Genomic DNA, 23411 nt, shown 5'->3' with positions numbered 1-23411 from the left:
CAGGATTGCGAAAAAATGATGGGGAAGCCCGTGGCCATCGGCGTCTCAGTGACGAAGGGAGATCCTGATGATCGCCGAAGCAGTTACCGATCGACCCGCCTGGCTGGCGACGTTCCTCGCCCGGGCCGGACGCTCCATCAAGGCAATGGCGCGGCGCGGGCACGACACCGCCGATCGGCGGCGCACGCTGATCGCCGCCGGCATCGCGCATGAGCTGCGCACCCCGCTGACCATCCTCAAGGGGCGGCTCCACGGGCTCGAGGACGGGGTGATCGTCCCCGGATCGGACGAGGCCGCGCGGCTGCTGCGCCAGGTCGACCATCTCCTCCACATCACCGAGGATCTGGGCGCGCTGGCACAGGCCGATGCCGGGCAGTTGACGCTCGACCGGCGGCGGCTGAACCTCGACGCGCTGCTGCGCGAGACCACCGCCGACCTGCGTTCGCTGGTGGCACCGCGCGGCATTGCCTTCGTCGAACGCTATGCGCCGGTGGCGGTGCTCGGCGATCCGGTGCGGCTGACCCAGATCTTCACCAATATCCTGACCAACGCGATCAAGCATGGCCCGCGGGACCGGACGATCATGATCATGACCGAGTGCATCGACGGCGAGGTGGTGACCCATATCCTCGACGAAGGGCCCGGCTTCGCGCCGCGGGATGCGGCGAAGCTGTTCACGCCGTTCTGGCGCGCGCCGGCCAATCGCAGCGCGGGCCGGCCGGGAAGCGGCCTCGGCCTCACCGTGTCGGCGCGGCTCGCCGAAGCCCATGGCGGGCGGATCACCGCGCGGAACCGCAGCGACCGGTCGGGCGCCTGCTTCTCGGTCTGGCTGCCGATCGCGGGGCCGCGCGCGATCCGGGCGACCGCGGCGTTCCCGTCCCCGCCCGCCCTCGTCGACGCGTCCTGGACCGCGCCGCGCGAGCGCCGCCGATGAGCAGCCGCGTGCTGATCGTCGAGGACGAGCCCGAGATCGGCGACCTGCTCGCCGCTTATGTCGAACGCGGTGGGTTCGAGGTGGCGCGTGCGACCAGCGTGCCCGACGCGATCCGCACCCAGGCACAGTTCCTGCCCGACCTGATGCTGCTCGACATGGGCCTGCCGGGGGGCGACGGGATCGACGTGCTGACCGCGGTCCGGCGGCGCTTTGACACCCCGGTGATCATGGTCACCGCGGTCGACGACGACGTCACCCGGCTGTCGGCGCTGCGGATCGGCGCCGACGACTATGTGGTGAAGCCGTTCAACCCCGCCGAAGTGGTCGAACGGGTGCGCGCGGTGCTGCGCCGGACCCAGGGGAGCGCCACACGGCAGACGCTGAGCGTCGGCCCGCTCCTCATCGATCTCGAGGCGCACATCGCGAGCTGCCGCGCCGATGACGGCGCCGAACAAAGGCTGCCGCTCACCCCGACCGAATATGCGATATTGGCGCATATGGCGCGCCGGCCGCGCCGCGCCTTCGCGCGCGCCGAACTGCTCGAGGCGGTGTCGCCCGACAGCGACGCCTTCGACCGCGTCGTCGACAGCCATTTGTCGAAGCTCCGCCAGAAGCTGGCTGCGGCCGGATGCACCGGCATGATCGAGCCGGTGCGCGGGATCGGCTATCGGCTGTGGCCCGACGGCTGAACCATAATACCAGGTCCCGGTGAGCCCGACTCACCCAGGCCTGGTATCAGCCCGTGCGGCGCTTGAGCAAATCGATCAAGGATGCGTCAGCATCTTCGAGATCGCGTATAAATCTGATCAGGCGTAGAGCCGCCGCGCCAGCGCATGGTGCCGCGCGCGCAACCCCGCGAGATCGACCCCGACCGGCATCCGGTCCCAGACCAGCCAGCGGCCACCGACCATCACCCGGTCGGCGCGGGTGGCGCCGCACAGTATCAGCGCCGCGAGCGGATCGTGCGCGCCCGACATGCTGAGTTCGTCGTCGACCCGGAACAGCGCGAGGTCGGCCGCAGCACCCACCGCCAGCCGGCCGATATCGTCGCGGCCGAGGCAGCGTGCCGAACCCTCGGTCGCCCAGCGCAGCGCGTCGAGATGGGTCATCCGGTCGGCGCCGTAGCGCAGCCGGTTGAGCAGCAGCGCATGGCGCACCGCCTCCATCCCGTTGCCGGCATCGTTCGACGCCGATCCGTCGACCCCGAGCCCGACCGGACTGCCCGCCGCCTCGAGCGCGAGCGTATGGCACTGGCCCGAGGCGAGCAGCATGTTCGAGGTCGGGCAATGGCAGACCGCGACCCCGTGCTGCCCGAGCCGGGCGATCTCGCCCGGATCGAAATGGACGCCATGCGCCAGCCAGGTGCGGTCGCTGAGCCAGCCGACATGTTCGAGATGGTCGAGCGGACGCCGGCCGAACTTGTGCAGGCAGAAGGCGTCCTCATCCTCGGTCTCGGCGAGATGGGTGTGGAGCCGGCAGTCATGGCGCTCGGCGAGCAGCGCGGTGTCGCGCATCAGCTCGGGGGTCACCGAGAAGGGCGAGCAGGGCGCGAGCGCGATCTGGACGAACGAACCATGCGACCGGTCGTGATAGCGTGCGATCAGCCGTTCGCTGTCGGCGAGGATCGCCGCATCGCGCTGGACCACCGAACGCGGCGGCAACCCGCCATCGTCGACCGACAGGCTCATCGATCCGCGGGTGAGCGTCACCCGCATGCCCACCCGGCGCGCGACCGCGACCTGGATGTCGATCGCCTCCTCCATCCCCGCCGGGAACAGATAATGATGGTCGGAGGTGGTGGTGACCCCCGACATCAGCAGTTCGATCAGCGCCGCCTCGGTCGCCAGTTCGAGCGCCTCCGGGGTCATCCGCGCCCAGATCGGGTAGAGCGCCTGCAGCCAGCCGAACAGCGACTTGTTGATCGCCGCGGGATGGGCGCGGGTCATGTTCTGGTAGAAATGGTGATGGGTGTTGATCAGCCCGGGCAGCACGACATGGCCGCCGGCATCGATCGTCTCGTCGACCGGCGCCGCCGGCACCGCGCCCGCGGGCAACAGCTCGGCGATCACGCCGTCCTCGACGACGAGCCCGCCGTCGCAGCCGGCACCGAATATGGCGAGCGGGTCTTTCAGCCAAAGCCGCATCTCAGAAACTCCAGATAGTCGATTCAGGCCCGCGCGAGGCGGGCGGCCAGCCGGTCGCGGACCGCCGGCTCCATGAAGCCCGCCGCCACGCTGGTCCGGTCGAGCGCATCGAGCGCCGCCGCGTCGAAGCCGAGCCGGTCGCGCAGCAACCGCCGTTCGGCCGACAGCGGCGAACCGGTCTGGCGCGGATTGTCGTCGCCGAGCACCAGCGAAACGCCATGGGCGTGGAAATGGCCGGCGGGATGCGCGCCGATGTCGGCGATGCCGCCGGTATACCAGTTCGAGGTCGGGCACGCCTCGACGACGATGCCGCGCGCGGCGATCTCGCGCAGCACCTGCGGGTCGTCGGCGATATGGGTGCCATGGCCGATCCTGGTGACCCCGAGCAGGTCGACCGCGTCGATCGCCGCCTGCGCCGGCCCGGCTTCGGCGGCGTGGCAGGTCAGGCCGAGCCCGGCGGCCCGCGCGATCGCGAAGGCATCGGCATGGACGCCGAGATCGGGATAGAGGATCTCGTCGCCGGCGAGGTCGAAGCCGACCACCCCGCGCCCGGCGAAGCGCGCGGCGGCGCGGGCGACCCCCGCATTGGCCTCGGCATCGTGGAGCCTGAGCGAACAGACCACCGCCCCCGACGCCATGCCGCTCGCCTGCGACCCTTGCGCGATCCCCTCGCAGACCGCGGCGATCACCGCGTCGAGATCCATGCCACCGCCGACATGGCTGAGCGGGCCGAAGCGCAGCTCGAGATAATCCCCGCCGTCGGCGGCGGCATCCTCGACCGCCTCGCGGGCGATGCGGATCAGCGTGTCGGGGCGCGAGAAGAAGGGATAGGTCGCGCTGACCTTCGCCAGATAGACGGTGAGGTTCGACGGACAGGGCAGTTGCAGCGCCTCCTCCCAGCCGCCCGCGGGCTCGGGCAGGCCGAGCGCCGCGCCGAGCTCGCGCGCGGTGTCGGGCCGGACCCGGCCTTCGAGATGGCTGTGGAGGTTGATCAGCATCGCGCTAGCGGACCGCCGCCGCCGGCGCGAAACCGGCCAGCCGCTCGACCAGCAGCGGCCCGAGCGGGCGATCGGTGGCGAGCGCGACCCGGGTGACCACGCCGGGCATGTCGACCGGCCCGAGCCGCTGCCCGCGCAGGTCGCAGATCGTCTGGCCGCGGCCGGGGCCCATCGTGGTGTCGACGACGATCTCGACCGCGGGGGCGCGGGTGGCGACGATGTCGCCGGTCGCGATCGCCGCGGCGAGCGGATCGTGGAGCGCGCAGCTGCGCTCGCCATAGAAGGGCACGTAGAAGTCGAAATAGAGATCGAGCATCGCCCCGATCGCCCGCACCAGCGCGGTCGGCGCGGCGAGCAGCGCTTGGCGGTCGGCCTCGTAGAGCCGGTTCTCGAGGGTGATGTCGAGCGGCACCAGGGTGATGTCCCAGCCCGCCCCGACCAGCGCGGCGGCGGCCTCGGGATCATTGCCGAGATTGGCCTCGGCGACCGCGCTGATATTGCCGGGGACTAGGGCCGCGCCGCCCATCGTCGTCACGTGGGCGATCCGCGCGGCGAGCCCGGGATCGCGCGCCAGTGCGACCGCGATGTTGGTGGTCGGGCCGACGGTGACGATCGCCAGCCGGCCGCCATGTTCGTGGGCGAGCCGGATCAGCAGGTCGGCGGCGTCGCCGGGCTCGGGTTCGCGCGGGGCGGTCGGCAGCACGACATTGCCGACGCCATTGTCGCCATGGATCCAGGGCACCCCGCCGTTGAAACTGCCCTTAAGCGGATCATGCGCGCCGATCGCAACCGGCACGTCGCCGCGCCCGGCGAGGCCGAGCAGGTCGAGGCTGTTGCGCGCGGCCTGGGCGGCGCTGGTATTGCCGCTGACCGTGCCGACCCCGACCAGATCGATCGCGGGCGACGCCAGCAGCCAGGCGAGCGCCATCGAATCGTCGATGCCGGTATCGCAATCGAAATAGACCGGGGTGGGTCCTGGCGTGGTCAATCCTCTTCTCCTTCGAGCGGCCTTATGCACAGGCTGCCCCATAGCGCGAGGATCGTCAGACCGCACGAGATCGAAAGCGCGGTCAAATAGCCCCCCGCGCTGCCGCTCGCGCAGAACGGCGCGACGACGGCGATGCCGAGATTGGCGCCGATGCCGAAGGCGGCGCCGTTGAGCCCGGGCAGCGCCGCGGGCGCCGACTTCGGCGACAGCAGCACCCCGAGTCCGTTGGCGGTGGTCAGCGCGAGGCCGTTATAGGTGAAGCCGAGCCCCGCCACCGCGAGCATCACCACCAGCGGATGGCCGAGCCCGGCCGCGATCATGATCAGCAGTGCGATGCTGGCGACCAGACCCCAGCGCAGCACGGGGATCCAGCCGAGCCGGCCCGCCAGCCAGCCGGCGAACGGTGCGCTGAACAGCCCGATCAGCGCCGCCGGCGACAGGAAGAACAGCGCCGAGGTCGCGCTGTCATAGCCGAAGCCATGCTTGGCATCCTGGCTGAGCAGGACGATGGTGAAGTTGATCACCGCGAAGATCCCCGCCAGCGTCAGCAGGGTCGTCGCCAACAGCGGCCAGACCTGGCGCGAGCGCAGATGGCGGGTGGCGATCAGCGGGGTCGCGCTGCGCCCCTCGATCCGCCAGAAACCGGCAAAGGCGATGGCCGCCCCCGCCAGCCAGCCGAGCGCGCCGCCGCTGACCCAGCCGGTGCCCGCGCCCTTCGACACGAAGAAGCTGGTGCAGACCAGCCCGGCCGACAGCGCCGCCGCCCCCGGCCAGTCCATCCGCCCCTGCCCGCCCTGCGGCCGGTCGCGCGGCACCACGAAGATCACCGTCAGCAGCGCGGCCAGCCCCGCGAACAGGATGAAGACGAACACCGATCGGACGCCATAGGTCTCGGCCAGCAGCCCGCCGAGATAGCCGTCGACCCCGCCCGCACCGCCGCAGATCGCGGTGAGCAGCCCGAGCATCGGCCCGAACGCCTCCTTGCGCAGCGCCTCGCGCAGCAGGATGTAGGCGAGCTGGAAGGTCGCGCTGGTGCAGCCCTGCAGCACCCGGCCGGCGAGCAGCACCGGCAGGTTGGGCGCGACGATGCACAGGGTCGTGCCGATACCGAGCAGGACGAGGACGAAAATCAGGCAGGCCTTGCGGCCGATGAAGTCGCTCCACCGCGCGAGCACCACCCCGGCGATCCCGCCCGACAGGAAGAACAGCGACGACACCCAGGCGATATGGTCGAGGCTCTCGCCGAGCTCGGCCGCCAGCCGCGGCAGCACCGGAGTGATCATCGTCGCGTTGAGCTGATAGGACAGCACCGCGAAGGTGAGGGTCGCGACCAGCGCCGCCGCCTCGAAGCCGCGCAGCGGCTCGCCGTCGGGGACGGGCGATTGCGGAGGCGGAAAAGCGCCGGTCAGGCGTGCAGCGTTGTCCATAGTTCCCCCCATGGCGCCACCGCCGGTGACGGTCTTTTCCGCCTCCTCCCCCCGCCCGGTGCTATCGGCACCCGACTTGTCTCCGGTCTATGGCCGTGGAATGATCCAATCCATGACCAAAAATCGGGCCAGCCAATCGCAAAATGCGAACAGCACTATCGGAGGCCGCCGATGATCATCGGCCGCGCGGCGATCTATTTCGACGAGGTGGCGCGGCAGGGATCGATCCGCCGCGCCTCCGAGGTGCTGCGGATCGCGCCGTCGGCGATCGACCGGCAGATCTTGCAGCTCGAACAATATTTCGGGGTGCCTTTGTTCGAGCGCACCACCCGCGGCCTGCGGATGACCACCGCGGGCGAGATGCTCGCCGACGGCATCCGCCGCTGGCGGCGCGAGCTGCGCGGGGTCGAGGCCCAGATCGACGATCTCCGGGGATTGCGGCGCGGCGAGGTGTCGATCGTGCTGATCGAGGGCGCCGCCGAACTGCTCAAGCGCGGCATCGCCGGCTTCTGCGCCAAATATCCGTCGATCGCCTTCCGGCTGCGCACCGGCAGCGCCGAGACGGTGGTGCGGCTGGTGATCGCGGGCGAGTGCGATATCGGCCTGACCGCCAATTCGCCCGAGAGCCAGGAACTGCGGGTCGAGCGCACCCTGCTCTATCCGCTCGGGCTGGTGATGCTGCCCGATCACCCGCTCGCCGCGCGGTCCGAGATCGGCCTCGTCGACTGCGCCGATCTGCCGCTGATCGTCCCCGACGAATCGATCTCGCTGCGCGGGGTGCTCGACAAGGCCTGGGCGCGCAGCGTCGGCGGGGCGATCCGGCCGTTCATCGCGTCGAGCGGGATCAACATCGTCAAGTCGCTGGTCGCCAGCGGGGTCGGGGTCGGCATCGTCTCGGCGCTCGACGCGATGAGCGAGGTCGGTCGCGGCGAACTCGTCTTCGTGCCGCTCGCCGACACCCCGGCGCCGCTGTCGATCTTCTCGCTGGTCAGCGCGAGCGGGCGGACATTGTCGGTGCCGGCGTCGCTGTTCATCGGCCATCTGTCGACGCTGATGCGGGGCGAGGACGTGCCGGTGATCTGAGCTTGGGGGCCGCCCCCCTTCCCCGGTGCGTCGGCTCGCCGCTATCCGCTATCAGAGCCGCATCGAGCCGGTCTCCATGAACCGCTGGTGCCACGACAGCGCCTCGGCCGGCAGCGACGGCGCGTGCAGGCCATAAGAGCCGGCCAGCGCGCGGGCATGATAGTCGCGCAGCGCCGGGCGATAGTCCGGATGCGCGCAATTCTCGATGATCAGTCCGGCGCGTTTCTTCGGCGACAGGCCGCGCAGGTCGGCCAGCCCCTGCTCGGTGACGATCACCTGCACGTCCTGCATGATATGATCGACATGCGAGGCCTGGGGCACGATCGCCGAGATCTTGCCGCCCTTGGCGGTCGACGGTGTCGTGAAGATCGACAGATAGGCATTGCGCGCGAAATCGCCCGACCCGCCGATCCCGTTCTGGATGCGCGAGCCCATCACGCAGGTCGAATTCACATTGCCGTAGATGTCGGCCTCGATCAGCCCGTTCATCGCGATGCAGCCGAGGCGCCGGATCAGTTCGGGATGGTTGCTGATCTCCTGCGGGCGCAGGATCATCTTGTCGCGATAGCGCGCCATGTCGGCGTTGAGCCGGTGCGCCGCCTCGGGGCTGAGCGAGAAAGCCGTGGCCGACGCCATCCGCAGCCGGCCCGAATCGAGCAGGTCGAGCATCCCGTCCTGGATGACCTCGGTATAGGCCATCATATTTTCGAAGGGACCGTCGACCAGGCCTGCCAGCACGGCATTGGCGATATTGCCGACACCCGATTGCAGCGGCAGCAGCGAGGCCGGCAGGCGGCCCTGTTTCACCTCATGGCCGAGAAATTCGAGCAGATGCCCCGCGATCGCCCCCGCCGCCGCGTCGGGCGGGGTGAACGGCGCATTGCGATCGGGCGCGTCGGTCTCGACCACCGCGACGATCTTCGCGGGATCGCATCGCAGGCTGGTCTCGCCGATCCGGTCGTCGGGCCGCACCAGCGGGATCGGCACGCGGTGCGGCGGCAGCGCGGTGCCGTAATAGATGTCGTGCATGCCATCGAGCGCCGGATTCTGCCAGCGATTGACCTCGAGGATCACCGACGTCGCGCGGTCGAGCCAGGTCTTGTTGTTGCCGACCGACGAGGACGGGATCAGCGAGCCATCGGCCCGGATGCCGGCCACCTCGATCACCGCGACATCGAGCGGCCCGAGAAAGCCTTGCCACGCCATCGGCGCGACCTGGCTCAGATGCATGTCGAGATAGTCCATCTCGCCACGGTTGATGCGCTCGCGCGCGATCGGATCGCTGTTGTACGGCAGCCGCAATTCGATGCCGTCGGCCTTGGCGAGGGCGCCGTCGAGCTCGGGGCCGGTCGACGCGCCGGTCCACACCTTCACCCGCATCGGGCGGCCGGCGTCATGCTCGTTCTGGATATGCTCGGCCAGCGCCAGCGGGACCGCCTTGGGATAGCCCGATCCGGTGAAGCCGCTCATCCCGACGGTCATGCCATGCTCGATGAACCGGGCGGCGTCCTGCGCGCTCATCCGGCGTGCGGCCAGTTCGGGGTTGGCGATACGGTCGGTCATGGGCGCTATCTCCGGCAGCCGCCAGCATGCGGCAGATGGGTAGGATCGGTCGCCCGCATGCGAGCCGCGTACCGATCTGTAAAGCCCTGTCGAACGAAATGCGCCAGCCGCGAGAATCATCGGGGAAGATTGGAGCGGGTGAAGGGAATCGAACCCTCGTCGTAAGCTTGGGAAGCTTCTGCTCTGCCATTGAGCTACACCCGCATCGTCGGAATTCCGACGGCTGCGGACGTTCCTTAGCGGGGCCGCGCGGCGTTCGCAATATCGTCGACGGGCTTTGTTCGATCCGGTGCCGCCAATCGTCGCACGATACGCCTCCGGGCACTCATGATGCCCGCGCCGATCGCCGGGCGATCATCGCGTGGATCTGGGCGACCACCGCGGCGCCCTCGCCGACCGCGGCGGCGACGCGCTTCGTCGAGCCCGCGCGCACGTCGCCGATCGCGAAGATCCCCGGCCGGCTGGTCTCGAGCGCCAGCGTGTCCCTGCCGGTGACGATGAAGCCCTGTTCGTCGGTCTCGACGCAGCCATGGAGCCAGCCGGCATTGGGATCGGCGCCGACGAACAGGAACAGATGGCGCAGGTCGCAGCTTTTCACCGCCCCGTCGGCGAGGCTGCGGAAGCTCGCCGAGGCCAGCCCCGCCAGGCGATCGCCGGTCAGCGCGACGATCTCGGTCCCGACATGGATCTCGACATTGGGCAGCGCGGCGATCCGGTCGATCAGATAGCGCGACATGGTCTCCGCCAGCGGCCGCCGGACGAACAGGTGCAGTTGCTTCACCTGCGGCGCGAGGAAGGCGATCGCCTGCCCCGCCGAATTGCCACCGCCGACCAGCGCCACCGTCTCGCCGGCGCACAGCCGCGCCTCGATCGGCGAGGCCCAGTAGGACACGCCATTGCCCTCGAAGGTCGCCAGGTCGGGAATGTCGGGGCGGCGATAGCGCGCGCCGGAGGCGATCACCACCGCACCGGCGGCGAGGCGCCGGCCGTCGGCCAGCTCGATCGCAAGCTTTTCGGTCGAGCAGTCGAGATGGGCGACCTCAAGCGGCACCCCGATCTCGGCGCCGAATTTGAGCGCCTGGTTGAACGCGCGGGCGGCCAGCGCATGGCCCGATATGCCGGTCGGAAAGCCGAGATAATTCTCGATCCGCGCCGATGCCCCCGCCTGTCCGCCGGCGCTGCGCCCGTCGAGGACGATCACCGACAGCCCCTCGGACGCGGCATAGACCGCGGCGGCGAGCCCCGCCGGCCCGGCCCCGACGATCGCGACATCATAGGCGGCAGCAGGATCGATCGCGGGCGTCAGCCCCAGGCAGGTCGCGAGTTCGAACTCGGACGGATTGCGCAGCAGCCTGCCGTCGGGACAGACCACCAGCGGCAGCTCGTCCGGCGGGATCCCGATACGCTCGACCAGCGCCCGCCCCTCGGCATCGGTCGCCGCGTCGAGGACGAGGTTGGGAAAGGCGCTTTGCCGCAGGAAGCCCTGCAGCCGGACGAAGTCGGGACTGTCGGGCGCGCCGATCAGGATCGTGCCCGCCCCGGCATCCTCGATCAGTTCGGCGCGGCGCAGGATCAGCGCGCGCATCACGATCTCGCCGAGTTCGGCCGATCCGACCATCAGCGCGCGCAGATGCGCAGCGTCGAACGGCAGCGCGACGCAGCCTGCAGCCCGGCGCGCCCACCCGCGATCGACGGACGCCCGGCAAGCTGGTTGACCTCGCCGCTGAACTGTCCGGGGCCATAGATGGTGACCGCGGTCTCGCCGCTCAGGCCGCTGCGCCGGCGGATGTCGACGCTCCCCTCCAACACCAGCCAGGACGGCGCGCCAATCTCGCCGATCGCATAGACGCGCTCTCCGGGCGCGAAGCGGCGTTGGGGGCCACCGGCGAAACGCCGCGCGGTCGCGATCTGGGCGGGCGCCAGCACCGGGAACATCTGGTGCCGGCGGGTATCGAGGATGCTCATGGGCCTGGTTCCCCGTCGGGTGGTGCCGGCGCACCCTGAACCGGATCGCCGACCGACGCATCCGCCAAGCGGCCGAACCGCTGTGCACCACCGCACAAGCCCGTCTCATCTTCTCTGCTTGTCGCCCGGGCGGTCTTGCGAAAGGTTCGGACCGATCGCGCGTGCCGGCCCGGCGCGCCTGGCGTGTCTTTGTTTTCCGCATTTTCCGAGCCCAGGGGAGAGTGGCGTCATGATCCGGATGATTTCAGCAGTTCTGGCGATGCTCGCCGTGACGGCGCCGGCGGTCGGCCAGGCGCAGGCGCAAAAGCCGGTGTCGATCGTGCTCGTCCACGGCGCCTTCGTCGACGGATCGGGCTGGAAGGCGGTCTATGATCGGCTGACCCGCGACGGCTATGAGGTGCTGGTGGTGCAGAATCCGACGGTCACGATCGAGGAGGACGTCGCGGCGACCGCGCGGGTGATCGCGGCGGCGAAGCATCCGGTGATCCTGGTCGGCCATTCCTATGGCGGCGGGGTGATCACCCAGGCCGGGGACGATCCCAAGGTCGCGGGCCTCGTCTACCTCGCGGCGTTCGCGCCCGATATCGGCGAGAGCATCATCGGCCTTGCCGAACAGCCGACGCCCGGCGAGGCCAAGGCGCCGCTGGTCGGCCCCACCGACGGCTATCTGCTCGTCGACCAGGCCAAATTCCCGAACGCCTTCGCCGCCGGGGTCGACCCGTCGACGACGACATTCATGGCGGCGGCGCAGGTCCCCTGGGGGGTGAAGGCGGTGCAGTTCAAATTCACCACCGCGGCGTGGAAGACCAAACCGACATCCTTCCTGGTCACGACGCAGGATCGGATGATCCCGCCGAGCCAGCAGCGCGCGATGGCCAAGCGGACCGGCGGGACGGTGCAGGAGATCGGCAGCAGCCATGCGGTGATGCTCGCGCACCCGCAGGAGGTCACGAGCTTCATCGAAGCGGCCGCGGCCCGGTCGAAATAAGCGGGAGCAGGATCATGGCACAGCATGTGAAGGTCATGGCGATCCTCGCCGCCAGGCCGGGCAAGGCCGAAGAATTGCGGGCTTTGCTCGGCGGGCTGATCGCCCCCAGCCGCGCCGAGCCCGGCAATCTGCGCTACGATCTGTGGGCCGATCAGGGCGACCCCGCCCGCTTCGTCCTCGACGAGCTCTATGTCGACGGCGCGGCCAATACCGCCCACCGCGCAAGCCCGCATTTCCAGCATTATCTGTCGCGGATCGGCGATCTCGCCGACCGCACCGCGGTGGCGCTCGATCCGGTCGAGGTCGCCTGACCCTATCCCGGGCCGCCCGCTAGGGTCAGCAGCAGCGGCCGCCGTTCCGGCCGCCGTAGCGGCTGTCCTGGCGGTGGCGGAAGAAGGCGCGCTCGTCCATCACCGGGTCGCCGGGATGATGCGCGGCCATATGCTCGCGATAGGCGGGATAGGAGGTCTGGCCGACCATCAGCCGGCCAGCCTCGGCGAGCTTCGCCAGCAGCGCGCGCAGCCTGCTCATGCCGCCCCCCGTTCGGCCACCATTTCGGGCAATTCGCGCGCGGTCGGGCGATCCGCGCGCTTCGCCGCGAGGCAGGTCCGCACCCCGAAGCCGAGGATCGACAGCACCACCAGCATGAACACCAGGGTCAGCGCCGCGTCGATCCAGTCGTTGAACAGGATCGCCCGCATGTCGGCGACCGACTTGGCCGGCGCCAGCAGTTCGCCGCGCGCGATCGCCGCCTCGAACTTCGCGGCATGGGCGAGGAAGCCGACCTTGGGATCGGCCGAGACCAGCTTGAGCAGCCCCGCCGACAGGGTACAGATCAGCAGCCAGGCGGTCGGGATCGCGGTCACCCAGGCGTAGCGTTCGCGCTTCATCCGGAACAGCACCACCGTCGCCAGCATCAGCGCGATCGCGGCGAGCATCTGGTTGGAGATGCCGAACAGCGGCCACAGCGTGTTCACCCCGCCGAGCGGATCGGTGACCCCCTGGTAGAGGAAGAAGCCCCAGGACGCGACGCACAGCAGGGTGCCGACCAGCGACGGCACGAACGAGGTCGCGTTGCGGAAGCCCGGCACCGCGAGGCCGATCAGATCCTGCAGCATGAAGCGGCAGGCGCGGGTGCCGGCGTCGACCGCGGTGAGGATGAACAGCGCCTCGAACAGGATCGCGAAATGATACCAGAAGGCCATCATCGCCTGCCCGCCGACGAGCTGGCTGAAGATATGCGCCATCCCCACCGCCAGCGTCGGCGCGCCGCCCGCGCGCGAGATGATGCTGGTCTCGCCGACGTCGCGGGCGATCTGGGACAGGGCCTCGGGGGTGATCGCGAAGCCCATCGCGCTGACCGCCTGCGCGGCGCTCGCCGGATCGGTGCCGACGATCGCCGCCGGGCTGTTCATCGCGAAATAGATGCCCGGATCGATCACCGAGGCGCCGACCAGCGCCATCACCGCGACCATGCTCTCGGCCAGCATCGCGCCATAGCCGATGATCGGCGCATGCGCCTCGCTGGCGATCAGCTTGGGGGTGGTGCCGCTCGCGATCAGCGCGTGAAAGCCCGACACCGCACCGCAGGCGATGGTGATGAACAGGAAGGGAAACAGCGAACCCGACCAGACCGGCCCGCCGCCGCCGGCGAACTGGGTGATCGACGGCATCCGCATCGGCGGCGCGACGACGAGGATGCCGATCGCCAGCGCCAGGATCGCACCGATCTTGAGGAAGGTCGACAGATAGTCGCGCGGCGCCAGCAGCAGCCACACCGGCAGCAGCGACGCGATCGCGCCATAGCCGACCAGGATCCAGCAGAGCTGCACCGGGGTGAAGGTGAACAGCGGCGCGAGCGTCGCCGACACCGCGACGTCGCGGCCATAGACGATCGCCAGCAGCAGCCCGGCGAGCCCGAGCAGCGACACCTCGCCGATCCGCCCCGGCCGCACCCAGCGGCTATAGGCGCCCATCAGCAGTGCGAGCGGGATCGTCGCGGCGACGGTGAACATCCCCCAGGGGCTGTTCGCCAGCGCCTTGACGACGATCAGCGCGAGCACCGCCAGGATGATGACCATGATCAGGAAGGCGCCGAACAGCGCGATCGTGCCGGGGATCGTCCCCATTTCCAGCCGGATCAGTTCGCCGAGCGAGCGGCCCTCGCGCCGCATCGAGATGAACAGGATCATGAAGTCCTGGACCGCACCGGCCAGCACCACCCCGGCGAGGATCCACAACAGGCCCGGCAGATAGCCCATCTGCGCGGCGAGCACCGGGCCGACCAGCGGCCCTGCGCCGGCGATCGCCGCGAAATGATGGCCGAACAGCACCGTGCGATCGGTCGCGACGAAATCGAGCCCGTCGGCGCGGGTGATCGCCGGCGTCGGCCGCGCGGGATCGAGCCGCATCACCTTCGTCGCGATGAAGCGCGCGTAGAAGCGATAGGCGATCAGATAGACGCAGGCCGCGGCGATCACGATCCACACCGCGTTGACCGCCTCGCCGCGCGCCAGCGCGATCATCGCGAAGGCCAGCGCCCCGAGCAGCGACAGCGCGCCCCAGCCGATCGATTTGAGCAAGATCATCTCCCTTTCCGTGCTGCCGCGAACGACCGATAGCCGCTATTCGCGCAATAGCGAAGGCACGCGCGACCGGCCGCTAGGCGGCCTCCTCCCGCGCGTGCCCGGCCCGCCGATAGACCGGCCGCGTGTGGCTGAAGGTCTCGAAGCCGGCCCGACCGTGACAGGCCCCCATGCCCGAACGGCCCGCGCCGGCGACCATCGGCGTGTCGCCCATGACCGCGTTGATCGCCACCCCGCCCGATGCGGTGGCGGCGAGCGCCCGGCGCGCGGCCGCGTCGTCGCGCCCGAAATAGGAGAGCGCCGGCGGACGCGGCCCGGTGCCGATCGCACCGAACACATGCGGCAGCTCGCGATAGCCGACGACCGGCAGCACCGGACCGAAAATCTCCTCCTGGAGCGCCATCATGCCGAGCCGGGCCTCGAGCAGCAGCGTCGGCGCGAACAGCCGCCGTTCGGCGTCCGATCCTTCGAGCAGCGTCGCCACCTCGGCGCCCAGCGCCCGCGCATCCTCGACGATCCGCGCGAGCCGCCGATAATGGCGGTCGGAGACGATCGCGGTGTAGTGCGGCGACCGCACCCCGTCGGGAAGCAACGCGCGGACCGCCCGGCGGCAGGCCGCGGCGAAGGCCGGCTCGCGGCCCTGGGGAACGAACACATGATCGGGGGCGAGGCAGGACTGGCCGGCATTGCGGATCTTCGCCGCCATGATCCGCGCCGCCGCCGCCTCGAAATCGGCATCCGCGGTGACGATCGCAGGCGACTTGCCACCGAGCTCGACCGTCACCGGGGTCAGATGGCTCGCCGCCGCCCTGAGGATGTGGCGCGCGGCCGCCTGCGAGCCGGTGAAGACGATATGGTCGAACGCCGCCGCCGCGAACGAGGCGCCCTCGTCGACGCCGCCCTGCACGACCGCGATCTCGGCCGGGTCGCAGCGGTCGGCGATCAGCCGCGCCAGCAGTTGCGCGGTGCGGGGGATGCGCTCCGACGGCTTGACGATCGCGCGGTTGCCCGCGGCGACGATCGCCGCCAGCGGGCCGAAGAGGGTGATGATCGGAAAGCTCCACGGGGCGATCACCCCGACCACCCCCAGCGGCCCCTGTTCGACGCGCCGCGCGGCATCGGCGGCAGGCGCCGGCGCCATCCATCGTTCGACATTGGCGGCCGCGGCGCGCAGCGCGGACAGCGCGCCGCCGATCTCGTCCCGGGTCTCGTCATGGCTGCGATGGCCGAAATCCTCCGACAGCGCCTGCGCGATGTCGGCCCCGTGCGCGACCAGCAGATCGTCGAGCCGCTTCAGCCGGGCGCGGCGGCACCCCGCTTCGGGAAAGCCGTCGCGGTGGAAGGCGAGACGCTGCGCCTCGATCAGATCGCGCAGGCCTGCCTGGAACGAGGGAGTAAGGATCGACATGGCGGCTCCGCGAATCCGGGACGGGACGCCGGCGGCGGATTCCGGCACCGGCGGAGCATCCCGATAGCCGCCGGGCGCGATCGAGCTTCGCGATGCGTGCGCGACATTGTCGCCGGGTGCGAGAATCGCGCCGCTGGCCGGTTTCACCCAGCGGGTTGAGCGCTATTGATCCTCCCTGCGCGTAGCGTGGGGAGGGGGACCATCCGCAGGATGGTGGAGGGGTCTTCCGCGCTATCGACGTTGCGCAGCCCCCTCCACCGCTTCGCGGTCCCCCTCCCCAAAGCTGCGCTTTAGGGAGGATCTGCAAGGCTCAACCCGATGCCTGAAACCGATAGCGCTCGCGCAGGGAGGGTCCCGCCTGCGACGCGGCCACCGATTTACCAGTTTTAACCGCGCGCCGGCGCGCAACCCGGCTATTGCCGTGCATCGGCGACGATGCGTCGCCCGGCCTGTCGGGGAGCGAAGCATGGAAGCACCTCTTCTCGCCGCGCTGGTGCCGGTGATCCTGCTGCTCGCGCTCGGGGTGGCGACCGTCATCCTGTCGCGCGCGGCACGGCTCGGGCCGATCGTCGGCTATCTCCTGCTCGGCATCGCGCTCGGCGCCTCGGGCCTCGTCGCATCGAACGAGGCCGTGTCGATCCTCGCCGAACTCGGCGTCATCTTCCTGCTGTTCGATGTCGGGCTCCATTTCTCGATCCGGCATCTGCGCGAACAGGCGCTCGACCTGTTCGGCCTGGGATCGGCGCAGTTGCTGCTCGGCACGGTCGGGCTGGGGCTGATGGCGATGGCGTTGGGGCTGGCCCCGTCGGCCGCCTTCTTCGTCGGCGCCACCCTGTCGCTGTCGTCGACCGCGGTGGTCGCGCGGATCATCGCCGACAAGCGCCAGCAAAGCTGTCCGGTCGGGCTCGCCGCGACCGGCATCCTGGTGTTTCAGGATGTCGCGGCGATCTTCCTGCTGATCATCGCCACCGCCATGGCGACCGGGTCGGCGCTGGCCCCGGCGCTGGGCCTCGCGGTGGTGAAGGCGGTCGCGGCGTTCGCGGCCGCGATCTTCTGCGGCCGGCTGCTGGTGCGACCACTGTTCGACCTGGTCGCCCACACCCGCAACGAGGAGGTGTTCACCGCGATGGCGCTGCTCGTGGCGCTGGCCGCGGGCTGGGTGACCGGCACGCTCGGCCTGTCGCTGACGCTGGGCGCCTTCCTGGGCGGGATGATGCTCGCCGACACCCCCTATCGGGCGATCATCCAGTCGGAGATCAAGCCGTTTCGCGGGCTGTTGCTGGGCTTCTTCTTCATCTCGGTGGGCATGTCGCTCGAGATCGCGCTGCTGCGCGAGATGTGGGTCGCTGTGCTGGCGGTGACGCTGCTCCTGCTGCTCGGCAAGATCCTGCTCAACGCGGTCGCCAGCCTGATCTTCCGCTGGTCGGTGCCCGGTTCGGCGCAGCTCGGCTTCCTGCTCGCCCAGGGGTCCGAATTCGCGCTGGTGATCTTCAGCCTGCCGTCGACGCGGGCGATGATCGGCGCGGATCGCAGCGCCATCCTGATCGCCGCGGTGGTGCTCAGCCTCGGCGTGACCCCGCAACTGGCGGACGTCGGGCGGGCGCTCGCCGGCCGGCTGCGGCTGAACGGGCGGGCGCGGCCGTCGACCGAACTCGAGCCGCGCGAACTGACCGGGCCGGTGTTCATCGTCGGGATGGGACCGCGCGGCCGCACCGTCGCCGACGCGCTGACCGAATTCGACATCCGCTATGCCGCGGTCGAGGACGATCCGCACCGGCTGCGGCGCGCGGTCGCCGACGGCTATCATGTCGTGTTCGGCGACCTCGCCGATCCCCGGCTCTGGGGCCCGACCGCGATGGCGGATCGCAAGATCAGCGTGCTGACCACCCCCTCCTTCGAACAGTCTAGCGGCATCTCGCCGGTGGCGCGCAGCTTCTATCCGGACCTCACCCGGATCGCGGTGGTCGACAGCCCGTCGGAGGCGGTGCGCTTCGCCTCGATCGGGCTGGTGCCGGTGGTCGACGCGGCGGCTCCGCCCGGGCTCGACACCGCGATGACCGTGCTGGTCCGGCTGGGGCTCGACAGCGTGGCGATCGACGCGTGGGCACAGCGGCGGCGGGCGCTGGCCTGACCGCCACGCCCCGATCGCACGGTCAGCCCGGCAGCACGCGCCCGAGAAAGTCGCGGATCAGCGGAACGATCTCGTCGGCGCGGTCCTCGAGCGCGAAATGGCCGCTGTCGATCAGATGGAGCTCGGCATCGGGCAGGTCGCGCAGGAACGCCCGGGCGCCCTCGACCGGGAAGATCCGGTCGTTGGCGCCCCAGACGATCAGCGCCGGCGGGCGATGCTCCCGAAAAAACGCGTGGAAGCGCGGATAGAGCGCGACGTTGGTGCGATAGTCGTAGATGATGTCGAGCTGGATATCGACGCTGCCGGGGCGATCGAGGAAGATCTGGTCGTGGAGCCACGCCGCCGGATCGAGCCGCGAGACGTCGGCGACGCCATCGACATATTGGAATTTCGTGCCCTCCAGCGACATGAACGGGCGCATCGCGTCGCGATTGGCCTGGCTGGGATCGGCCCAGAACGTCCGGGTCTGGTCCCAGAAGGACTGCATCCCCTCGGCATAGGCATTGCCGTTCTGGACGATCAGCGCCGTCACCCGATCGGGATGCTTCAGCGCCAGCCGGAAACCGGTCGGCGCGCCATAGTCCATCACATAGAGCGCGTAGCGATCGGCCCCCAGCCGGCCGAGCAGCCCGTCGACGATGTCGGCGAAGCGTTCGAAGCCATAAGCGAAGCTCCCGCGCGGCGGCATCGCCGACAGGCCGAACCCGGGCAGGTCGGGCGCGATCACATGCCAGCGGTCGGCGAGCGCGGGAATGAGATTGCGGTACATGTGCGACGAGCTGGGAAAGCCGTGCAGCAGCACGACGACCGGCGCATCGGCCGGCCCCGCCTCGCGGAAGAAGATCTCGAGGCCGTCGATCTCGATCGTGCGGTGATGGGTGACGGGCAACGCTACCGTGCGATCGGGCACATCTTTCTCCGAACATCGTCCAGGCGCGGCCGGATGACCCGCTGGCAGCGCGCATCATCCGCGCCCGGGCGGCGCCCGGCATCAGGCAATATTGCAACATGCTGTTTCAATGGGAGGCGCCCCCGCGGGGGCGCCTCCCGCCGCACTCATGCCTCGTCGAGGAAACTGCGCACCAGCCGGTTGTAGCGCTCGGGCTGTTCGCACATCGTCATGTGCGAGCAGCCGGCCATCACCGCCAGCCGCGCCGGACCGGCGATGCCGTCGCGGATCGTCTCGTGGCAGTCGAGGGTGATCTCGTCATATTGGCCGGTGGTGATCAGCGTCTTCTGGGTGATCGCCTTCAGATCCTTGCGGCGATCCCAGTCCTTGATGACGCCGATGATGGTGAATTCGGAGGGCCCGTTCATCACCCGATAGGCGATCGACCGGCCGAGCGCGTCGAAGCTGGCCTGCGCATCGGCCGACGGCCTGGTCCGCAGCAGGAAATTGTCGTAGAAACGCTGCACCAGCGCCGCATATTCGGGGGTCGCCATCCCGCCCGCCTGCTCGAGCGCGTGGATCCGGGCGGCATAGCCGTCGGGCATCGCGTCGATCAGCCGCGCCATGCCGGCGACCGCCTGCGGCACGCTGGCGAGCGCCCCCGCGAGGATCAGCTTCTCGACCCCCGCCCCGCGCCCCTGGCACAGATATTCGATCGCCAGGATCGTCCCCCATGAGTGGCCGTGAAGCACCACCCGGTCGAGCCCGAGCGCCTTGCGCACCGCGTCGAGTTCGTCGACCGATCGCTGGATCGTGTAGAGCGTCTCGTCGGCCGGGGCATCGGCCCGGCCGCAGCCGAGCTGGTCGTAGAAGATCACCGGGCGCTCGTCGGCGAGCGCCTTCATCGACAGGAGATAGTTGTGCGCCGCGCCCGGGCCGCCATGCAGGGTGAGCAGCGGGGTCTTGCCGCCCGCGCCGAAGCGTCGCCAGTAGATCCTTCCGCCGGGCACCGAGGCATAGCCTTCGTCGACGGGGATACCCGCCGCGCGCGCCCAGGCGACGCTCACACCCCCCAGGCTGGCTCCGATCAGCGCGGCGCCGCCCGTCAGGGCCACTCGGCGCGTCCAGCCTTCATATGTCGTCATGAACGATACTCCTTGGTCACTGGCAGCGCCCATCCCGGCGCGCCGCGGGCCCTCTATCGGCAGTTCAGACCGAAGACGACGCGCAACCATCAGATTTCACCAGATTTTACCGCCATTCACCGGCGACCGGTCCGAACGGGGATTCATCGACCGTCCGCCTTGAGCGCCGCGAGCAGTTCGCCCGCGCGGCGCACGTCGATGCTGTCGAAGCCGGCATCGAACCGGGCATGGACCGGCGCCAGCCGGATCGCCGCCTCGACCGGCCGCCCGGATTCGACGAGCAGCTCGGCAAGGCTCGTCGCCGACCGCAGCTCGAACGAGGCCGCGCCGATCTTCGCGGCGGCCTCGACCGCCTGCGCCAGGGTCCGCTCCGCCGCCGCGCGATCGCCTTCGCGCCATGCCAGCATGGCGTGCATCCTGAGCGCCTCGGGCCGGCACCAATATTCCGACTGGCGCTCGCAGCGGTCGAGCGCGGCGCCGATGGCATCGCGCGCCGCGTCGAGGCGGCCGAATTTCAGCGCGGCCTCGCCGGTCATGGCGAGGTATATCGGCACGCGGACCATGAAACCGTTGGCGATCAGCTGATCGACCGCGGCGCGCATCGCGTCGACCGATCCGGGATCGCCGTCGGCGGCAGCGATCGCCCCCTGATAGAAGTGGCTCACCGGGGTCCAGATCGCGGTCTCGCGCAGCGCGAGATCCTCGGCGAGCATGTCCGCATGGCGCCGCGCGCCCTCGATATCGCCGACGTGCAGCGCGAGCGGGATGCCGACCTGCGCCAGCGCGTTGGACTGCGACACACGATGCCGCAGTTCGGCCGCGCGATCGAGCGCCAGCCGGACGGTCGCCATCGCTCGGCGATGATCGCCGCGCATCCACAGCGCGAAGGCCAGTGCCACCCGGATTCCGACCAGCCGATCGACCTGGAACCGGGCGATGCCCGATTGCGCGGCGATCGCGACATGCTCGCGGGCAAGCCTTGCCAGCCCCTGGCGCGCCGGCTCGATCTCGCCGAGATAGAATCCGGTCATCAGCGCCAGCCGGTCGCCGTCGGGGATCGCCGAGCTTTCATGCTCGCGCTCGGCCAGCGCCCTGAACCGGTCGAGGGTCGCGAGTGCCTGGCGGTGCCGCCCCGAAAAGCTTTGCAGCACCGCATGCCCCCACAGGCCGCGGAGCTGATAGTCGACGCTCCCGACATCCTGCGCCAGCCGATAGCCGTCATCCCAGGCGGCATCGGCCTCGGGACCGAGCCGGTCGGAGAAGTTGAGGCCCGAGGCATAGGATATCATCAGCTTCATGCGCAGGACCGGGTCGCGCAGCGCGATATCGTCCATCGTCCGCAACGCCCGCGCGGCGCGCAGCCGGCTCTCGCCGACGGTCGAGAGCTCGTCCCACAAGGGGATCGCCGCGACCGTCAGCCGGACCGCCAGATCGCGGTCGCCGCCCTCGCCGAACGCCCAGTCGATCGCCTTGCGCAGATCGTTCGCGCGCGGCCCATAAGCGGCAGTCCAGTCCTCCCGCGCCCGCCATGGCCATTCGGCCTCGGCGCGTTCGAAGACGTCGAGCAGATAATGCGCATGGCGGGCGAGCGCCTGCGCGGTCTCGCCGCCCGACCGCAGCGCCTCGGCGGCGAAACAGCGGGTGCTTTCGAGCAGGCGATAGCGGGCGCTCCCCGGCCCCCAGGTCGCGCTCAGCAGCGATTTCGCGACCAGGCTTTCGGTCCACGCGGCGACCTCCTCGGCGGGGCCGCCCGCGCGATCGGCAATGCCGAATATATCCTCGATCGAAAAGCTGCCGGCGAACACCGACAGCAGCCGCAACAGCCGGGCTTCGGCGCGCGAGAGCAGCCGGTAGCTCCAGTCGAGCGTCGCCAGCAAGGTCTGGTGCCGGGCGATGCCGCCGCCCGATCCCTGGTTGAGCGGTTCGAGCCCCTGTTCGAGCAGAGCGAGCAGCGCCGACGGGGTAGAATCGGACAGCCGGGGCACCGCCAGTTCGATGGCCAGCGCGATGCCGTCGAGCCGCCGGCAGATCGCCGCGACCACCGGCGCATCGGCGTCGTCGAGCGCATAGCCATGCGCCTCGCGCGCCCGGCGCACGAACAGTTCGACCGCCGGAAACGCCATCGCTTCCGCCGCGTCGACCGGCCGGCCGGGATCGGGACAGGCGAGCGGCGCCAGCCGATAGACGGTCTCGGCCCTGGTCCGCATCGGTTCGCGGCTGGTGGCGAGGATATGGACGCGCGGCACCGTCGCGTGCAGCTGATCGGCGAGCGTCGCGACGGCACTCAGCACATGCTCGCAATTGTCGAACAGCAGCAGCATGTCGCTGGCGCGCAGCGCGGCGACCAGCGCCGCCGGCATGTCGATCATGTCGGGATCGACCCCGACCGCGAGCGCGACCGCGGTGGCGACATGCGGCGCGGCGTCGACCGTCGCCAGGTCGACGAAGCGGACCCCGTCGCCGAACCGTTCCGCGAGCGCATGCGCCGCGCCGATCGCGACCGTGGTCTTGCCCACGCCCGCGGGCCCGACGACCGTGACGAAGCCGGTGTCGATCAGCCTGGCCGCGATCTCGGCGATCGCATCGCCACGCCCGACGATCGCCGGCCCCTGCGGCAGCTCGCCCGACTGTGCCGCGATCGGAACCGGGGCGGGACCGGCCGGTTCGTCGACGATGTCGACCGCCGCGACGAAGCGATAGCCGCGGCCCGGCACCGTGGCGATGAAGGCGATGTCGGGGGCGGCCTGCGCCAGCGCTCGGCGCAGCGCCGATATGTTTACCTTCAGATTGCTTTCGTGAAGATGGGTGTTGGGCCAGGCGAAGCTCTTCAGTTCCTCCTTGCGGATCAGCTCGCCCGAACGCGAGACCAGCAGGTGCAGCAGATCGAGCGCCCGCGACCCGAGCGGGATCGCCCTGTCGCCATGGCGCAGCAACTGGCGTTCCGGGACGAACCGGAAGCCGCCGAACCTGTATTCCCTGTGCCGCCGTTCGATCATGATGTCATGCGCGCCTGTCGAAGCCCGCCTGGGCGGCCCGGCCCGTCATCGCCATGATGATCGGCGTCGCGCGACCGCCATCGCGCGATCGACGAAACCGATGGCTTCGGCGCGGGCCATGACCGGTGCTGCGGGCAGTCTTTCGGGCGAAGCCTGACTATCGGTGC

General features: G+C 70.1%; 19 protein-coding genes and 1 tRNA gene. 6 read left to right on the top strand and 14 right to left on the bottom strand.

Features of this window, described 5'->3' with window-relative positions:
* Positions 1 to 67: 67 nt before the first annotated feature.
* The gene (locus AC1RM6_RS13260) at positions 68 to 934 is read left to right on the top strand and encodes a sensor histidine kinase (protein WP_493101899.1); all 867 of its coding nucleotides are present in this window, start codon (positions 68 to 70) and stop codon (positions 932 to 934) included.
* Complete coding sequence (locus AC1RM6_RS13255) at positions 931 to 1623, top strand: response regulator (protein ID WP_493101897.1); 693 nt, start codon at positions 931 to 933, stop codon at positions 1621 to 1623. Before AC1RM6_RS13260 ends, AC1RM6_RS13255 begins: the two co-directional genes overlap by 4 nt.
* A gap of 117 nt (positions 1624 to 1740) precedes the next feature.
* On the opposite strand, the gene AC1RM6_RS13250 is transcribed toward AC1RM6_RS13255, so the two are convergent.
* From AC1RM6_RS13250 to AC1RM6_RS13235, 4 genes are read right to left on the bottom strand one after another with little or no spacing between them, the layout of a single operon-like run.
* On the bottom strand, positions 1741 to 3078 hold the full coding sequence (locus tag AC1RM6_RS13250; protein WP_493101895.1) for an 8-oxoguanine deaminase: 1338 nt from the start codon (positions 3076 to 3078) through the stop codon (positions 1741 to 1743).
* 23 nt (positions 3079 to 3101) lie between these two features.
* Positions 3102 to 4076 (bottom strand): adenosine deaminase, encoded by a 975-nt coding sequence (gene add, locus AC1RM6_RS13245; protein ID WP_493101893.1) that lies wholly within the window; start codon positions 4074 to 4076, stop codon positions 3102 to 3104.
* Positions 4077 to 4080: 4 nt separating this feature from the next.
* Positions 4081 to 5064, bottom strand: a complete 984-nt coding sequence (locus AC1RM6_RS13240; RefSeq protein ID WP_493101891.1) for a nucleoside hydrolase — start codon at positions 5062 to 5064, stop codon at positions 4081 to 4083.
* A complete protein-coding gene (locus AC1RM6_RS13235) occupies positions 5061 to 6491 on the bottom strand; it encodes an MFS transporter (RefSeq protein ID WP_493101889.1) in 1431 nt (476 codons plus the stop codon). The genes AC1RM6_RS13240 and AC1RM6_RS13235 overlap by 4 nt, the downstream gene beginning before the upstream one ends.
* A 171-nt stretch (positions 6492 to 6662) precedes the next feature.
* Here AC1RM6_RS13235 and AC1RM6_RS13230 point away from each other — a divergent pair, with 171 nt between their 5' ends.
* The gene (locus tag AC1RM6_RS13230) at positions 6663 to 7574 is read left to right on the top strand and encodes a LysR family transcriptional regulator (RefSeq protein WP_493101887.1); all 912 of its coding nucleotides are present in this window, start codon (positions 6663 to 6665) and stop codon (positions 7572 to 7574) included.
* Between the two features lie 51 nt (positions 7575 to 7625).
* On the opposite strand, the gene scpC is transcribed toward AC1RM6_RS13230, so the two are convergent.
* The 4 genes from scpC to AC1RM6_RS13210 all read right to left on the bottom strand — a co-directional run bounded on the left by scpC (position 7626) and on the right by AC1RM6_RS13210 (position 11102).
* Positions 7626 to 9137 carry a succinyl-CoA:acetate CoA-transferase ScpC gene (gene scpC / locus AC1RM6_RS13225; protein WP_493101885.1) on the bottom strand — a complete coding sequence of 504 codons (1512 nt, stop codon included), beginning with the start codon at positions 9135 to 9137 and terminating at the stop codon, positions 7626 to 7628.
* A gap of 130 nt (positions 9138 to 9267) precedes the next feature.
* A tRNA-Gly gene (locus AC1RM6_RS13220) sits at positions 9268 to 9341 on the bottom strand.
* A 121-nt stretch (positions 9342 to 9462) separates the two neighbouring features.
* Positions 9463 to 10755 (bottom strand): NAD(P)/FAD-dependent oxidoreductase, encoded by a 1293-nt coding sequence (locus AC1RM6_RS13215; RefSeq protein WP_493101883.1) that lies wholly within the window; start codon positions 10753 to 10755, stop codon positions 9463 to 9465.
* Positions 10755 to 11102 carry a cyclic nucleotide-binding domain-containing protein gene (locus AC1RM6_RS13210; RefSeq protein ID WP_493101881.1) on the bottom strand — a complete coding sequence of 116 codons (348 nt, stop codon included), beginning with the start codon at positions 11100 to 11102 and terminating at the stop codon, positions 10755 to 10757. Before AC1RM6_RS13210 ends, AC1RM6_RS13215 begins: the two co-directional genes overlap by 1 nt.
* Positions 11103 to 11331: 229 nt before the next feature.
* On the opposite strand from AC1RM6_RS13210, the gene AC1RM6_RS13205 reads away from it, so the two are divergent.
* A complete protein-coding gene (locus tag AC1RM6_RS13205) occupies positions 11332 to 12090 on the top strand; it encodes an alpha/beta hydrolase (RefSeq protein ID WP_493101879.1) in 759 nt (252 codons plus the stop codon).
* A gap of 14 nt (positions 12091 to 12104) precedes the next feature.
* Positions 12105 to 12401 (top strand): putative quinol monooxygenase, encoded by a 297-nt coding sequence (locus AC1RM6_RS13200; RefSeq protein WP_493101877.1) that lies wholly within the window; start codon positions 12105 to 12107, stop codon positions 12399 to 12401.
* Positions 12402 to 12426: 25 nt separating this feature from the next.
* Here AC1RM6_RS13200 and AC1RM6_RS13195 read toward each other — a convergent pair whose 3' ends face one another.
* From AC1RM6_RS13195 to AC1RM6_RS13185, 3 genes are all read right to left on the bottom strand, one after another.
* Complete coding sequence (locus tag AC1RM6_RS13195) at positions 12427 to 12621, bottom strand: YbdD/YjiX family protein (protein WP_493101875.1); 195 nt, start codon at positions 12619 to 12621, stop codon at positions 12427 to 12429.
* The gene (locus AC1RM6_RS13190; RefSeq protein ID WP_493102285.1) at positions 12618 to 14615 is read right to left on the bottom strand and encodes a carbon starvation CstA family protein; all 1998 of its coding nucleotides are present in this window, start codon (positions 14613 to 14615) and stop codon (positions 12618 to 12620) included. Before AC1RM6_RS13190 ends, AC1RM6_RS13195 begins: the two co-directional genes overlap by 4 nt.
* Positions 14616 to 14751: 136 nt before the next feature.
* Positions 14752 to 16083, bottom strand: a complete 1332-nt coding sequence (locus AC1RM6_RS13185) for an aldehyde dehydrogenase family protein (protein ID WP_493101873.1) — start codon at positions 16081 to 16083, stop codon at positions 14752 to 14754.
* A gap of 466 nt (positions 16084 to 16549) precedes the next feature.
* Here AC1RM6_RS13185 and AC1RM6_RS13180 point away from each other — a divergent pair, with 466 nt between their 5' ends.
* A complete protein-coding gene (locus tag AC1RM6_RS13180) occupies positions 16550 to 18214 on the top strand; it encodes a cation:proton antiporter domain-containing protein (RefSeq protein WP_493101872.1) in 1665 nt (554 codons plus the stop codon).
* A gap of 22 nt (positions 18215 to 18236) precedes the next feature.
* On the opposite strand, the gene AC1RM6_RS13175 is transcribed toward AC1RM6_RS13180, so the two are convergent.
* The 3 genes from AC1RM6_RS13175 to AC1RM6_RS13165 all read right to left on the bottom strand — a co-directional run bounded on the left by AC1RM6_RS13175 (position 18237) and on the right by AC1RM6_RS13165 (position 23244).
* Positions 18237 to 19124: an alpha/beta fold hydrolase gene (locus AC1RM6_RS13175; protein ID WP_493101870.1), complete on the bottom strand. Its 888-nt coding sequence runs from the start codon at positions 19122 to 19124 to the stop codon at positions 18237 to 18239.
* A 146-nt stretch (positions 19125 to 19270) separates the two neighbouring features.
* The gene (locus tag AC1RM6_RS13170) at positions 19271 to 20248 is read right to left on the bottom strand and encodes a proline iminopeptidase-family hydrolase (protein WP_493101868.1); all 978 of its coding nucleotides are present in this window, start codon (positions 20246 to 20248) and stop codon (positions 19271 to 19273) included.
* Positions 20249 to 20391: 143 nt separating this feature from the next.
* Positions 20392 to 23244, bottom strand: a complete 2853-nt coding sequence (locus AC1RM6_RS13165; protein ID WP_493101866.1) for an ATP-binding protein — start codon at positions 23242 to 23244, stop codon at positions 20392 to 20394.
* Positions 23245 to 23411 lie beyond the last annotated feature (167 nt).

The sequence above is a fragment of the Rhizorhabdus sp. GW822-FHT03C02 genome (assembly GCF_058801765.1).
The sequence above is the reverse complement of the archived record's forward strand: the minus strand, read 5'-3'. Positions and strand labels throughout refer to the sequence as shown.